Source organism: Prauserella flavalba, assembly GCF_003202235.1.
GTDB lineage: Bacteria > Actinomycetota > Actinomycetes > Mycobacteriales > Pseudonocardiaceae > Prauserella_A > Prauserella_A flavalba.
In genome coordinates this window covers 58,143-71,510 of sequence record NZ_MASU01000022.1, presented here as the reverse complement: position 1 = coordinate 71,510, position 13,368 = coordinate 58,143, and the positions used below count along the sequence as shown (strand labels likewise).

The 13,368-nt window shown below is 71.6% G+C and carries 16 protein-coding genes; 9 read left to right on the top strand and 7 right to left on the bottom strand.

Features of this window, described 5'->3' with window-relative positions:
• Positions 1–231: 231 nt before the first annotated feature.
• Entirely contained in the window at positions 232–1,044 is an 813-nt protein-coding gene (locus BA062_RS36540) for a MerR family transcriptional regulator (protein ID WP_110343707.1), read from the bottom strand.
• 99 nt (positions 1,045–1,143) lie between these two features.
• Here BA062_RS36540 and BA062_RS36535 point away from each other — a divergent pair, with 99 nt between their 5' ends.
• From BA062_RS36535 to BA062_RS36520, 4 genes are all read left to right on the top strand, one after another.
• Positions 1,144–1,491: a nuclear transport factor 2 family protein gene (locus tag BA062_RS36535; RefSeq protein WP_110343706.1), complete on the top strand. Its 348-nt coding sequence runs from the start codon at positions 1,144–1,146 to the stop codon at positions 1,489–1,491.
• 609 nt (positions 1,492–2,100) lie between these two features.
• A complete protein-coding gene (locus tag BA062_RS36530) occupies positions 2,101–2,949 on the top strand; it encodes an SDR family NAD(P)-dependent oxidoreductase (RefSeq protein WP_110343705.1) in 849 nt (282 codons plus the stop codon).
• Positions 2,946–3,089: a DUF3072 domain-containing protein gene (locus tag BA062_RS36525; protein WP_110343704.1), complete on the top strand. Its 144-nt coding sequence runs from the start codon at positions 2,946–2,948 to the stop codon at positions 3,087–3,089. The genes BA062_RS36530 and BA062_RS36525 overlap by 4 nt, the downstream gene beginning before the upstream one ends.
• A gap of 63 nt (positions 3,090–3,152) precedes the next feature.
• Positions 3,153–3,374 carry a hypothetical protein gene (locus BA062_RS36520; RefSeq protein WP_110343703.1) on the top strand — a complete coding sequence of 74 codons (222 nt, stop codon included), beginning with the start codon at positions 3,153–3,155 and terminating at the stop codon, positions 3,372–3,374.
• 10 nt (positions 3,375–3,384) lie between these two features.
• Here BA062_RS36520 and BA062_RS36515 read toward each other — a convergent pair whose 3' ends face one another.
• Positions 3,385–4,167: an IclR family transcriptional regulator gene (locus BA062_RS36515; protein WP_110343702.1), complete on the bottom strand. Its 783-nt coding sequence runs from the start codon at positions 4,165–4,167 to the stop codon at positions 3,385–3,387.
• A gap of 80 nt (positions 4,168–4,247) precedes the next feature.
• On the opposite strand from BA062_RS36515, the gene hutH reads away from it, so the two are divergent.
• Positions 4,248–5,768 carry a histidine ammonia-lyase gene (gene hutH, locus BA062_RS36510; RefSeq protein WP_110343701.1) on the top strand — a complete coding sequence of 507 codons (1,521 nt, stop codon included), beginning with the start codon at positions 4,248–4,250 and terminating at the stop codon, positions 5,766–5,768.
• Positions 5,769–5,775: 7 nt separating this feature from the next.
• Here the strand turns inward: hutH and BA062_RS36505 are convergent, their stop codons facing one another.
• The 3 genes from BA062_RS36505 to BA062_RS36495 all read right to left on the bottom strand — a co-directional run bounded on the left by BA062_RS36505 (position 5,776) and on the right by BA062_RS36495 (position 7,761).
• Positions 5,776–6,570 (bottom strand): transposase family protein, encoded by a 795-nt coding sequence (locus BA062_RS36505; RefSeq protein ID WP_110334447.1) that lies wholly within the window; start codon positions 6,568–6,570, stop codon positions 5,776–5,778.
• A 175-nt stretch (positions 6,571–6,745) separates the two neighbouring features.
• A complete protein-coding gene (locus tag BA062_RS36500) occupies positions 6,746–7,549 on the bottom strand; it encodes a hypothetical protein (RefSeq protein WP_110343700.1) in 804 nt (267 codons plus the stop codon).
• Entirely contained in the window at positions 7,546–7,761 is a 216-nt protein-coding gene (locus BA062_RS36495; protein WP_110343699.1) for a hypothetical protein, read from the bottom strand. The genes BA062_RS36500 and BA062_RS36495 overlap by 4 nt, the downstream gene beginning before the upstream one ends.
• Positions 7,762–7,791: 30 nt before the next feature.
• Here BA062_RS36495 and BA062_RS36490 point away from each other — a divergent pair, with 30 nt between their 5' ends.
• The 3 genes from BA062_RS36490 to BA062_RS36480 are packed head-to-tail and all read left to right on the top strand — an operon-like array spanning position 7,792 to position 10,743.
• Positions 7,792–8,505: a dienelactone hydrolase family protein gene (locus BA062_RS36490; RefSeq protein WP_110343698.1), complete on the top strand. Its 714-nt coding sequence runs from the start codon at positions 7,792–7,794 to the stop codon at positions 8,503–8,505.
• A 46-nt stretch (positions 8,506–8,551) separates the two neighbouring features.
• Complete coding sequence (locus tag BA062_RS36485) at positions 8,552–10,096, top strand: sensor histidine kinase (protein WP_110343697.1); 1,545 nt, start codon at positions 8,552–8,554, stop codon at positions 10,094–10,096.
• Positions 10,093–10,743: a response regulator transcription factor gene (locus tag BA062_RS36480; RefSeq protein WP_110343696.1), complete on the top strand. Its 651-nt coding sequence runs from the start codon at positions 10,093–10,095 to the stop codon at positions 10,741–10,743. The genes BA062_RS36485 and BA062_RS36480 overlap by 4 nt, the downstream gene beginning before the upstream one ends.
• Here the strand turns inward: BA062_RS36480 and BA062_RS36475 are convergent.
• Positions 10,715–11,875, bottom strand: a complete 1,161-nt coding sequence (locus tag BA062_RS36475; protein WP_110343766.1) for an FAD-dependent monooxygenase — start codon at positions 11,873–11,875, stop codon at positions 10,715–10,717. The genes BA062_RS36480 and BA062_RS36475 overlap by 29 nt on opposite strands.
• 32 nt (positions 11,876–11,907) lie before the next feature.
• Between BA062_RS36475 and BA062_RS36470 the strand changes: the two genes are divergently transcribed.
• On the top strand, positions 11,908–12,465 hold the full coding sequence (locus tag BA062_RS36470) for a TetR/AcrR family transcriptional regulator (RefSeq protein WP_110343767.1): 558 nt from the start codon (positions 11,908–11,910) through the stop codon (positions 12,463–12,465).
• A gap of 160 nt (positions 12,466–12,625) precedes the next feature.
• On the opposite strand, the gene BA062_RS36465 is transcribed toward BA062_RS36470, so the two are convergent.
• The gene (locus BA062_RS36465) at positions 12,626–13,366 is read right to left on the bottom strand and encodes an ABC transporter permease (RefSeq protein WP_110343695.1); all 741 of its coding nucleotides are present in this window, start codon (positions 13,364–13,366) and stop codon (positions 12,626–12,628) included.
• Positions 13,367–13,368: the final 2 nt, after the last annotated feature.

The window sequence follows — 13,368 nt, the reverse complement described above, 5'->3', positions numbered from 1 at the left end:
CGTTTCCGGCTCCGGTGTGCTTGTCTCCCACGCCCCGCGCCGGTTTCTCGGTTCTCCCCGGGGACCCTTGGCTCGACCATACGTTCGACTCGAGGAGTACCCATGAGTCACTCGTGTTTCGCGGTCAGGTGCTGGAGTCTGCCCAGACCAGGCAGATGCTCTTGATTTGTTCGGGTTTGGGTCGCGGGCTGGGTCCGCACGAACTGGGCCGCGATGAGCACGATCGTGAAGTCATCCTGCGGCCAGGCGGAACACGGGCCAGCCGATCTCGGTTCGCCACGCCCGTGGATCCGGGTCGTCGCGTGGTCCGACGAGATAGGTTTCGTGGACAGGACCGTCCACGGCGAGGGCGTGTTCGACAACCCAGGTGCCGAGCCGGCCGTAGGTGACGTCAATGTCGTCGTGGGGTCCGAAATGGACAGCGACGGCAAGTTCAGCGGCCGGAAGGTTGACGGGCGTCACTCGCCCTCGGATCGGCGGGTCGGCGACCGGACGGTAGACCAACACCGCTCCCCGTCCACCGGTGAACAGCTCGTTAGCGTAGCGCCCTCCCGGCGGTCCCAGCGACTGCAGGCCGGTGACCGCAGCGTCGAGTTCAGCCATGGCCTCCGCGTACCAGGACAGCACCTCGCCGTGGTCGACGAAGCCCTTGACGGCGGCGACCGTTCTCGGGGGCGCTGAGCGGAGTTCGACAGGCAGTAGGTCCTTGTCGGGACGGAGCAGTTGGTGCAGCGAGGTCACGGCGGCTCGCGTGCGGTCCAGCTGGGCCTCCAACCGCCGCAGGTGCCCGCCGACCAGGTCGGCGCGTTCCTCGGTGTCCTCGGTGGCGAGAATCTTGGCCACATCGGACAGCGGCACGTCCAGCTGACGCAGCCGATGGATGACCTGCGCGGTGGGAATTTGGTCGCTGGTGTAGTAGCGATAACCACTGACGGGGTCGATCGACGCGGGTTCGATCAGCCCGGACTCGTGGTAGCGGCGCAGGGTCCGCACGCTCAGGTGCGTCAACTGCGCGAACTCGCCGATCGTCAGTCCACGGGACATGCCCCCACTTTGCACGCTCGCCGAACGGTGCGCTTGACCCTCTCCCTGCGGGAGACCGCAGCGTGAGTGCACGACACCCACGATGGAGAGGACCGCGACATGAGTGAACCGATCGATGCCCGCCAGCTGCCGGAGGTGATCACCGACTACCTGGCCGCACACAACGCCCGGGATCTGGAACCGGCCCTTGCCTACTACACCGAGGACGCCATCGCCGTCGACGAGGGGCACACCTACCGCGGCAAGCGCGAGATCCGCGACTGGTTGGCACGCGCCGGCGGTGAGTACACCTACACCATCAAGCTCGTCGCGGCCCAGCGTATCGACGACGACCACTACGTCGCCGTGCACCACCTCGAGGGTGACTTCCCCGGTGGCGTCGTCGACCTGCGATTCCAGTTCACCCTGCGTGACGGCCGCATCGCTGAGTTGGTCATCGAGCCCTGAAAGCAGAGACACCACGATGATCACACTTGGTAGGTACGGAGCCTGGCTCAACCCGGTGTACGACGGTCCGAGCCGAATCGACTACGCCGTCGAGGCCGAGTCCTACGGTCGACTGGAAGCTCGCCATCCCGACCGTCTCCTGCTGGGCATCGGACTCGGTCACCCAGAGTCCGTGACCGGGTACCGTTCGCCGTACCAGCACATGGAATCGTTCCTCGATGCCCTTGATGCCGAAGGACTTCCTAGCGACCGTCGCGTCCTCGCCGCCCTCGGACCGCGAACGCTACGCCTCGCCGCCGGCCGTGCCGCCGGAAGCCACCCCTACCTGACCGTGCCCGCCCACACACGGACAGCCCGTCGTCTGCTCGTCCCGGCCCGCTGCTCGCCCCCGAGCACACAGTGGTCGTCGACACGGACCGGCCGAGGCCCGCCAGCGCGGCCGCGACTTCGTCAGTGATCCCTACCTGCGACTGTCCAACTACGTCAACAACCTGCGGCGGGTCCTGCCCCGACCGGGCGAAGGGCCGACGCAGGGACCACGAATCCTCGCCAGTCAACTGATCTTCTCAAGCACGCCCACCAACCATCTGTCCTGCTCAAGAGGTAAGCATGAAAACCTGGTTCATTACCGGCGGGAGCCCCGGCGGATTCGGCATGACCTACGCCGACGTCGCCCTGGAGAACGGCGACAACGTGGTTCTCACCGCCCGCCGCCCACATCTGCTCGACAACTGGGCGAACCGGCATGGCGACAGAGCGCTCGTCCTGCCGCTGGACGTCACCGACGCCAAGCAGGTCCGTGCCTCCGTCCACGCCGCCGAGGAACGCTTCGGCCGCATCGACGTCCTGGTCAACAACGCCGGCCGGGGCTGGTACGGGTCCGTGGAAGGCTCGCCGGACGCCGACGTCCGGCGAGCCTTCGAACTGAACTTCTTCTCCGTGGCCGAGACTCTGCGCGCCGTCCTGCCGGGCATGCGCGCCCGCCGCCGCGGATGGGTCGTCAACATGTCCTCGGTCGCCGGCATCACGAGCACGGTCGGCTTCGGCTACTACACCGCCGCGAAGTTCGCCATCGAAGGCCTCACCGAAACGCTGCGCCAGGAAGTGGCGCCGTTCGGTATCAACGTGCTCGCCGTCGAACCCGGCGCCTTCCGCACCCGCGCGTACGCCAGCTTCGCCGACGAGCCCGTGACCGAGACGGTTGACGCCTACCTGCCGCTCGTCGAGTCCGTCCGCACCTCCATGATCAGCCAGGACGGCCGACAGCCCGGCGATCCCTACCGCGGGGTGCAGGCCGTCGTGAACGCCATGAAACAGGACAACCCTCCCCGCCGCATCGTCCTGGGCGCCGCCGGCTACGACGCCGTTCACAACCAACTGGAAGGCATGCTCGACGAGTTGCGCGCCCACGAAACCGCGTCGCGCAGCGCGGACTTCCCTCCGGTGACGAACCGGTGATCGGACCGCAGGAGTCCTACCTGCGGACGCTCGCGCAGGAGACGGGCGAGGAGGTCCCGGAAGGGCTGGGCAAGGCCGAGGCCTCGCGCCTGATCGACGAGCTGCGGGAGCGCACCGGCCGAGGGACAGAGCGGCGATGAGGCCCCCGTTTGTTCTCCCGAGCAAGGGTTACACCACTTGCGTACGCAGAAGGGAGACGACTGATGGCAGCCGAACCTCAGAGCCCCGTCAAGGACAAGAACTACAACCTGATCAGCGCCATCCAGGCCTCGCTGCACTACGTGTGGCAGATGGAGAACTACATCGCCGACGCCGAGCGCGACGGTGACCGGGAGCTGGCCACCTGGTTCCGCAAGATCCAGGAGAACAACCGCAAGGCCGGAGACCAGGGCAAGGACATGCTGCTCAAGCGGCTGAAGGAGTAGGGAACCCGCATCACGCGGGCCTGCCGCCGATGCGCGTGGTCAGCTCGTCAGCGGCGCGCCGGACCTGGCCGGCCAGCTCCGGCCAGGTCCGCGCGCAGCCGTCGTCGGCGTCGCAGACGTGCCGGAACGTCACGGAGATCGCGGCCATCGGCCTGCCCCCGTGATCGAACACCGGGTACGCCACCGACGCGAAACCGTCGGTGACGTGCCCGTCCTCGACGGCCCAGCCGAGCCTGCGTTGTTCGGCCAGTGCGCGCCTCAGCCCGGCGAGATCGCGGGGTCCCCGGCCGGTCCGGTTCACGAATGCCGCAGCCGAGGGAAACAGCGCGCGCACGTGGGCGTGCGGCAGGTGGGCGAGCATCGCCCTTCCGGACGCCGTGAGGTGCGCCGGCAGCCGCACGCCGACGTCGGTGACCAGGGTCTCGGGCCGTGCAGGGCGCTCCTTGACGAGGTAGAGCAGCTCGTTGCCGTGGAGCACGCCGAGGTGGGCGTTGTGGCCGACCTGGTCGACGAGCCTGCGCAGGATCGGACCCGCGAGCCGTTCGAGCGGATCGTGCCGCAGGTAGGCCGAGCCGAGCTCGAACGAGGCGATCCCGAGGCCGTAGCGCCGCTCGGCGGGCAGGTGCACCACGAACCCGGCGGCCTCCAGCTCCGCGAGCAGGTGATACGTCGTCGAACGAGGCAGGCGCAGGTCACGGGCCAGCGCCGCCGCGGAGACGGGCCCCGCGTGCCGTGCGAGAGCCCCGAGGAGCGCGAGCCCGCGTCGCAGCGCGGGCACGTTCCCGCCGCCCATTCGCCCTCCCGTCTGGAATCCGAGACACAACCGGTCTACCGCCGATGATGCTCTCCCTCGGGCGACGGTGGAATGGACGGATGCCGGATCAGGTACTGCTCACGGGTGTGCCGTTACGCCGCGACCAGGTGGTCGCCGTCGCCCGCGACCGGGTGCCGGTGGCCCTCGACACGGTCGCCGAGAAGAACCTCACCGAGGCGCGACGGCACGTCGACGCGCTGGCCGAGGCAGCCGAGCCCGCGTACGGCGTCTCGACCGGTTTCGGCGCGCTCGCCGTGCGCCACATTCCGCCGGAGCGGCGCGTCGACCTGCAGCGTTCACTGATCCGCTCGCACGCGGCTGGGGCGGGTGCGGCCGTGGAGCCCGAGGTGGTCCGCGCGCTGATGCTGCTGCGGCTGCGGACGCTCACCACCGGCCACACCGGGGTACGGCCCGTGCTCGCGAACACGCTCGCCGCGCTGCTCAACGCCGGCCTCACGCCGGTCGTGCACGAGTACGGCTCGCTGGGCTGCTCCGGCGACCTCGCTCCGCTGTCGGCCGTCGCGCTCGCGCTGATGGGTGAGGGTGAGGTGCTCGACGCCGAGGGGCACCGCCTGCCCGCCGCGGACGCGCTTCGCCGGGCCGGGATCGAGCCGGTGATCCTCGCGGAGAAGGAAGGGCTCGCGCTCACCAACGGCACCGACGGCATGCTGGGCATGCTCGTGCTCGCCGCCGCCGACCTCCAGCGGCTGCTCGACGTCGCCGACCTCACCGCCGCGATGAGTGTGGAGGCCCTGCTCGGCACCGACCGCGTGTTCGCCGAGGACCTGCAGGCGCTGCGGCCACATCCCGGCCAGGCGGTCTCGGCCCGCCGGATGCGGGAGGCGCTGGTCGGGTCGGAGATCGTCGCCAGCCACCGAGGTCCCGACTGCCCGCGCGTGCAGGACGCCTACTCGCTCCGGTGCGCGCCGCAGGTGCACGGCGCCGCGAGGGACACGCTCGCGCATGCCGAGACCGTCGCCGACCGGGAGCTCGCCTCGGCCGTGGACAACCCGGTGGTGCTCGCCGACGGGCGCGTGGAGTCCAACGGCAACTTCCACGGCGCCCCGCTGGCCTACGTACTCGACTTCCTCGCCATCGGGGTCGCCGACGTGGCGAGCATCGCCGAACGGCGCACCGACCGGATGCTCGACGTCGCGCGCTCGCACGGACTGCCCGCGTTCCTCGCGGCCGACCCGGGCGTGGACTCGGGACACATGATCGCGCAGTACACGCAGGCGGCGATCGTCAGCGAGCTCAAGCGGCTCGCCGTGCCCGCGTCGGTGGATTCGATTCCGAGCAGCGCGATGCAGGAGGACCACGTGTCGATGGGCTGGTCGGCGGCCCGCAAGCTGCGGCGTGGGCTCGACGGGCTCACCACGGTCCTGGCGGTGGAGCTGCTCACGGCGGCACGCGCGCTCGACCTCCGTGCCCCGCTGCGCCCGGCTCCGGTGACGGCCGCGGCGCGGGACCTCCTGCGCGCCCACGTCGACGGGCCCGGCCCCGACCGGCATCTGGCCCCGGAGATCGCCGCCGCGGAGGCCCTCATCACCTCGGGAGCGCTGCCGCCTCTGCTGCAGTGAGCCTTTTTCATCCTTGGTGGTGGGGGTGGTGTTCGAGGGTGTGGATGGCTTTGGCGAGTGTGGTGACGTGGTGGGGGCTGCAGCGGACGCGGGTGAGGATGCGCCAGGTTTTGAGGGTGGCGAAGGCGCGTTCGCCGGGGGCGCGGACGCGGGCGAGGGCGGTGTTGGCTACGCGTTGGCCGGGGTTGAGTTCCCGGGTGGTGATGTGGCCGCCGCCCACGCGTTTGTAGGGGGTGATCACCCCGTCGGCGATGTGGTGGTAGCCGCTGTCGGCCAGCACGGTGATGCCGGCTTGGCGGCAGGCGTCGGGGATGTTGTGGTGGCGGGCTGCGGCGGTGTCGTTGACCGCTGCGGGTAGGCCGTCGGAGACCCAGAGCAGGGTGCCGCGCGGGTCGGTGAGTGCTTGCAGGTTGATGCCGTGGTGGCGGTGTTTGCCGGAGTAGAACGGTCGGTCGGCGGCGAGCCGGTCGGTGCGGATGACGCTGCCGTCGAGGATGGCGTAGTTGTCGCCGTGGCGGGACAGGCGCCGGAGTGCGTCGGTGAGGGTGGGTGCGCGGGCGGCGAGCAGGTGGACCGTTTCGCGGATGTAGCGGTACACGGTGGCGATCCCGATGCCGAATCCGGCGGCCAGCCGCGCGTAGGGGTCGCCGTTGCGCAGGTGGGCCAGCACCAGCAGGGCCTGCTGGCCGGCCGAGAGCCGACGCCAGCGGCTGCCGATCCGGCGGCGGTGGACGCGGACCACGGTGGCGACATACCGCAGGTGGGTGGTGGACAGGTCGATCGTGCCGGGATACAACAACACGCGAAGCTCCTGGTGGTCCTGGGTTGATCTTGGTCGACGATCCATCTACCAGGAGCTTCACTACGTTCGGCACACCAACACGCCAAACCACACAAAGATCAAGATGGAAAAGGCTCAGTGAAGGCCACCTTCACTGCGTTGAACGCAGTGAAGGTGGCCTTCACTGCGGACGGGGTCAGCTGAGGAAGGCGTCGCGCAGGGGACCCAGGGTGTCCAGCAGGCCCAGGTCGCGGGCCTGTTCGGCGGCCGCAGCCCTGACGTCGGCGGCCAGGCTCGCCGCCGTCGGCGCCAGCCGCTCGTGGTGCGCGGCGTCGAGGCGGGCGAGCAGGTCGAACAGGGCGTACCAGAGGTCGTTCTCGTGGGCCGCCAGCACGATCCCGGCGTAGCGGCTCTCCGGCAGCGTGCCGAGGAGGAAACCGGCCTTGCCCTTGTCGTCGAGCAGGAACGCGACCCGGAGCACCGCGACGTCGTCGAGCACGGACAGGCCCACCGCGGCGACCTCGTCGGGAACCTGGCCGACGAACCGGCCGAGGGTGATCCAGTCCTCGCGCCGCCGCAGCTCGCCGCTGACGGCCGTGACCGTGCTCGTCGGCAGCTTGGCGACGATGTGCGCGGCCCGCCGGGGGTCCAGCTCCGCGGCGACATCGGCGAGGAACGCGGGGGAGAGGCGGCCCGCGATCTCCACGCCCCTGCCCGCGTCCACGAGCCCCGCCATCCGCGCGGCGAGCAGCGGTCCGAACGCCTTCTCGGCGATTCCGGCGAGCGCCGCCGCGGGTAGCAGCCTGCTGGCCGCGGCCATGCGGCGCAGCGCGCCGAGGTTGGCGTCGAAGAGTGTGTCGGTGACCTGCTCGCGAAGCTTCCTGAGGTCGGCGGCCGGCACGTCGTGCAGGAAGGCGAAACGCTCGGGGTCGGTACCGAGCACGCGCGCCAGCTTGAGGATCTCGGCATGGGCCTCCAGCCGGTCGAGCGCGTCGCTCACAGCCCCGCTGCCTTGCGCACAGCGCCCCTGAGCAGGAACGGCACGTGCGAGAGCGACTCCTCGGCCGCCGCCGACAGTGCCGTGGCCTGCTTGCGCCGGGCCTGCCGCAACGCGTCGCCGATTATCTCCTTGTGCTCCTCGGCGAGCGCCTCGATACCCGGCGGAAGTGGCGCGCCGAGCTGCTCGGCGAGGGTGCGCTGCGAGCGGGCCATAGTCGGTCATGATGCCTTACGGTGCGGGTCATGGCACACAAGATCGAGACTTCCACGATCAAGGTCGGCGACCTCGGCGCCTACCTCTCCCGCCCTGAGGGCGGCAGCACGGGCGGCATGCTCCTGCTGCCGATGATCACCGGGATCGGTGCGCAGGTCCGCGAGTTCGCCGACGACCTCGCGAAGGCGGGCGTCACCGCGCTGAGCTGGGATCCGTGGCACGGGCCGAGCATGGACGACACGCCGAGGGAACGGCTGGTGGAGCTGATGGGGCAGCTCGACGACGAGAGGTGCCTCGACGAGATGCGCAGGCTGCTCGACCATCTCTTCGGCGAGCTGGGCGTCACGAAGGCCGGGGTGATCGGCTGGTGCCTCGGCGGACGGTTCGCGCTGATCCTGGGTGCCCGCGACGAGCGGATCGCGAACGTCGTCGCCTACCACCCGACGGTGCCGGGCACGCCCGCCCCTAACCACACCGTCGACGCCGTCGAGCACACCGCCCGGATCGGCGCCCCGGCGATGATGCTCTACCCGGGCGCCGACACGATCGTGCCGCACGAGAGCTTCCACCGGCTGCAGAGCGCGCTGCAGTCGCGCGAGACGGGGCCGAGCATCGTGCACGTGTACCCGCAGGCCGAGCACGGTTTCTCCGACCGCAGCAGGCACGGCAACGAGGTCAACGCCACCGCGTACGCGCTGTCGTGGCCGCAGGTGCTCGAGTTCGTGAAGGCCACCACCGCTTGACTTTCGGCAGTGCCGCCCGCCGGGGCCGCCTTGTAGCGTTCGGATCGTGAACGAAAGGTGGCGGCGCCGGGCGGCGGTACTGCTCGACATCGCCGTCTGGGCGTTCGTGTGCGTGGTGTGCGCGTACGAGTCCCGCCACAACGCCACGCACTGGGAGCTGGTCGCGGGACTGGTCACGGCCACGGCGGCGATGGCGACGGCCCGGCGGATGCCGCTGGTCTCGTTCACGGTCGCGGCGCTGTCGAGCTACACGGTGCTGTTCAACTACCTCGGCCGGTTCCCGGTCTGGCCGGTGTTCCTGATGCTCGCCGCCGGGTACTTCGCGGGCAGACGGATGGTGCGGGTGCGGCCGGCGCTGCTCGTCCTCGCGGGCATCACCCTCGGCGGCGTGCCGGTGTCGCTGCTCGCCTCGGAGGGCATCGAGAGCTGGCCGACACTGCCGTTGACGGTGCTCTTCGCCGCGTTCGTGCCCTGGCACCTCGGCCGGTACGTGCGACTGCGAGAGGACCTGCTGCGCTCCGGGTGGGAGCGGGCCGAGCAGCTGGAGGCACAGCAGCGCAGCACCGCCGAGCAGGCGCGCCTGCGGGAGCGCGCCCGGATCGCCAGCGACATGCACGACTCGCTGGGCCACGAGCTGAGTCTCATCGCGTTGCGGGCCGGTGCGCTGGAGCTGGCTCCCGAGCTCGGTGAGCGGCATCGCGCCGCGGCGGGCGAGCTGCGCGAGAGCGCGGCGACCGCGACCGAGCGGCTCCGGGAGATCATCGGCGTGCTGCGGGAGGACGCACCGCCGGTGGAGCCCGCAGGGGGGTCGGTCACCGACCTGGTGCAGCGCAGCCGGGCCTCCGGGCTGGTGGTGGAGGCGTTCGTCGACGACGGCGCCGCCCCGCCGATGGTGGAGCGCGCGGTGTACCGGGTAGTGCAGGAGTCGCTCACCAACGCCGCGAAGCATTCACCGGGCGCGGCCGTGACGGTCGAGGTCCGGCGCGGGCGGACCGAGACGCTCGTGACCGTCCACAACGGACCTCCCGGGTCGGAGCCGGAGTCCGGCGCCTCCGGTCAGTACGGGCTCGCCGGGCTGCGTGAGCGGGTGCGGCTGCTGGGCGGCACGCTGCGGGCGGAGCCCGACGACGGCGGGTTCGTGGTGGCGGCGCGGCTGCCGCACCACGCCGCGCCCGCCGAGGAGGAACCGGCCGGGGTCGGTTCGGAGTCGGCGCGCCAGCTCGCCCACGCCCGCCGTCAGGTGCGGCGCACGCTGCTCAACGCGCTGCTGATCCCCGCGGCCGTGGTGTTCGTGCTGTTCGCGGTGAGCGCCGTCTACTACGTCTACAACGTCTTCGCGTCCGAACTGGACGCCGACGACTACGAGCGCATGCGGGTCGGGCAGCTGCGGGCCGACATCGAGCTGGTGTTGCCGTCGCAGGAGCGGCTGGAGGCGCCGCAGGGTCGGGAGCCGCCGGGCGTGGTGTGCGAGTACTACGGCACCGACGCGGGGCTGCTCGGCTGGAGTGGGGATGCCTACCAGCTGTGCTTCGCGAACGCGCGGCTGGTGTCGAAGGAACGGATTTCGCAGGTGGACGGGGACGACAGGTGATCAGGGTGCTGCTGGCCGACGACGAGGCGATGGTGCGGGCGGGGGTGGCGGCGATCCTCGCGGCCGACGGCGGCATCGAGGTGGTGGCCGAGGCTGCCGACGGGCACGAGGCCGTGGAGCAGGTGCGGCTGACCCGGCCGGACGTCGCGCTCCTCGACATCCGCATGCCGCGACTCGACGGGCTCGCCGCGGCGCGCGAGATCCGCTCGGTGCGGCCGGAGACGGCGGTGGTGATGCTGACGACGTTCGGCGAGGACGCCTACATCGGCACGGCGCTCGGCGACGGCGCGAGCGGGTTCCTGCTCAAGTCGGGCGACCCGAGGGAGCTGATCGCGGGCGTGCGGGCGGTCGCCGAGGGCGCGGCGTTCCTGTCACCGAAGGTCGCCAAGCGGGTGCTGACCCAGCTTTCCGGGGGCGCGCAGCTGTCGAGGAGCGCCAAGGCGAAGGAGCGGGTCGCCGGGCTCACCGAGCGCGAGCGGGAAGTGCTCGCGCTCGTCGGCTCGGGACTGTCCAATGCGGACATCGCGAAGCGCCTGCACGTGGTGGAGGGCACGGTCAAGGCCTACGTCAGCACGATCCTGGGCAGGCTCGGCGCGCGCAACCGCGTGCAGGCGGCGATCACGGCGTACGAGGCCGGCCTGGTGTGATCGCGGGCGGCCGCCAGCCCGCGGCGAACGCGTTCTGCCGCAGCGCAACCGGCGCGGGGAGCCACCGCAGTAAGCCGTTGCGCAGCGCGGCGAGCAGCGGGTTGCGCACGCCGTTGCCGAAGCGTCCCGCCGCCGCGGAGGCCCGCACGAGTGCCTGGGTGCGGGGCCTGCGGGCGGCGTCGTAGGCGGCGAGCGCGGGGCCGGTGTCGGCGTGCCCGGCGACACACGCCGCGAGTACGACGGCGTCCTCGATCGCCTGGCAGCCGCCCTGGCCGAGGAACGGTTTCATGGCGTGTGCGGCGTCGCCGAGCAGCGCGACGCGCCCGGCGACGTACGTGGGCAGTTGACGCCGGTGCACCCGCAGGTCGTGGTGCAGGACGGCGCCGGGGTCGGTGTCGGCGACCAGCGAGCGCACCACGTCCGGCCACCCGGCGAGCCGTCGCAGGACGTGGCCCTTCGGGTCGGCGTGGTGGGTGCCCTCCTCGGCGACGAACGACGCGAACCAGTACCGGGCGCCGCCCGCGAGCGGGATCGTGCCGAACTCGGTGCCCGGTCCCCAGCAGATGCCGAGGCCCACGTCGGGGCGGTCATGGGTGAGCGCGCGGAAGGCCGTGAACCCGCCGTGAACGGTCCCGGAGCAGGACGGCCACAGCGTGGCGCGCACGCGGCTGTTGATGCCGTCGGCCCCGACGACGACGTCCGCGTGCTCGCTGCGGCCGTCGCGAAAGGTCACCGTGCCGTCGCTGCTCACCGTCTCGACCTCGGTGCCGGGGCGAAGGGCGCCGGGCGGCAGCGCGTCGCACAGGAGCGCGATCAGGTCCGCCCGGCGGATGCCCACGAGCGGCGAGCCGAACCGGCGCTCGAACGCGGCGCCGTCGAACCGGATGATCGGCCTGCCCTTCGCGTCGTGCACGCCGCCGGACTGCTGCGGCGCGAGCAGGGGTGCGAGGCGGTCGCCGAGGCCGAGCGCGCCCAGCGCGTGCACGGCGTTGGGCCACAGCGTGATCCCCGCGCCGATGGCGGTGAACTCGGGCGCGCGCTCGACGACGGCGACCCGCAGTCCTGCCAGGCGCAGGCCGATTGCCGCGCTGAGCCCGCCGATGCCGCCGCCGATGACGATCGCGTTGTCCACGACGCCCACTCTACGCCTGTAGAGTGGGCGTCGTGGACACACCGAGGCTCGCGCGCATCGGCGACGCCGCGATCGAGCTGATCGCGCGCGAGGGGCTGCGCGGGCTCACTCACCGGGGGGTGGACCGGGAGGCCGGGCTGCCCTCGGGCTCGACGTCGTACTACGCGCGCACCCGCCTCGCGCTGCTGGAGCTGACGATCGAGCGGATGGTCGAGCTGGACGACGGCTACCTCGCGCGCCCGGTCGAGGGGCCACACGAGGCTGCCGAGGCGATCGCGGCGTTCCTGCACCACGCCGTCACCGACGGCCGCACGCGCACGCTCGCCCGGTACGAGCTGGCGCTGGAGGCCACCCGGCGGCCCGAACTGCGCGCGGCCTACGACCGGGGCGGGCGGCGGCTGCGCGAACACGCGGCCGCGGTGCTCACGAAGCTCGGCGTCGCGGAGCCGGACGCACACGTGCGCACGCTCGTCGGCTGGTGTGAGGGGATCGTCTTCGACGCGCTCGCCGGCGCGGGCGGCGAGCCCTCGATGCAGGAGCTCGCCGCCGGTGCGCGGAGTCTGCTGTGGACGGTGCTGAGGGAACCCTAGGAGCGTGCTGAACGACCCCGCCCGTAGCGAGCGGCGGTCCAGGCGGCGGCCTCCAAGGCGGAGGGAAGCCCTCGTACCGGGTCGTACTCGGGCCTTCCGACAACGCAGCGAGGCGCCGTCTGGGCGTCGCGCAGTAGGGCAGCGGTTGTTCAGCGCGCTCCTAGGCGTCGCGCCGGCGCAGCACCGCGTCACCCGCCACGAGCGCGGCCGCCACCCAGGCGGCCAGCACCCCGAGTCCGGCGAACTCGTTGTACGGCACCGGATTCCCCGACAGCGGGCTCAGTTCGCCCTCGCCGATCATGACGTTGACCCCGGCGATGCCCGGCAGATAGTCCAGCACCGCGACCAGCCCCATGCCGCCGAGCAGCAGCGGCGCCACGAGCAGGAGCAGGAAGGTCACCGTCAGCGCGCCCGCGACGCTGCGCAGCGCCACCGACACGCCCACCGTCAACACTCCCAGCAGCGCACAGTAGGCGCCCGCGGCCAGCGCCGTCCGCACGGCCTCGCCGACCGGCGTGCCCGGCACCCGCTCGTTCAGCAGCGGCACGCTCACCGCGATCGCGAGCGCCGCCAGCACCACCCCGACTACGAACAACGTCGGCGCGAGCACCGCGCACTTCGCCGCCAGCACCCGCCTGCGCACCGGAACCCACTGCAGCGTCGAGCGGATGCCGCCCGTCCCGTACTCACCCGCCACGAAGAGCGCCGCGAGCGCCAGCACCACGAACTGCACCAGGTAGAACACGCCGTCCACCGCGATCCGGCTCGCCGGGATCTCCGTCGACTCCGAGAACGCCGTGGCCACGGCCTGGCCGACCATTAGCACCGCCGCGCTGCCGAGACACCACCACGTCGAGCGCACCGACCACAGTTTCGTCCACTCCGCGTGTGTCGCCGCCATCG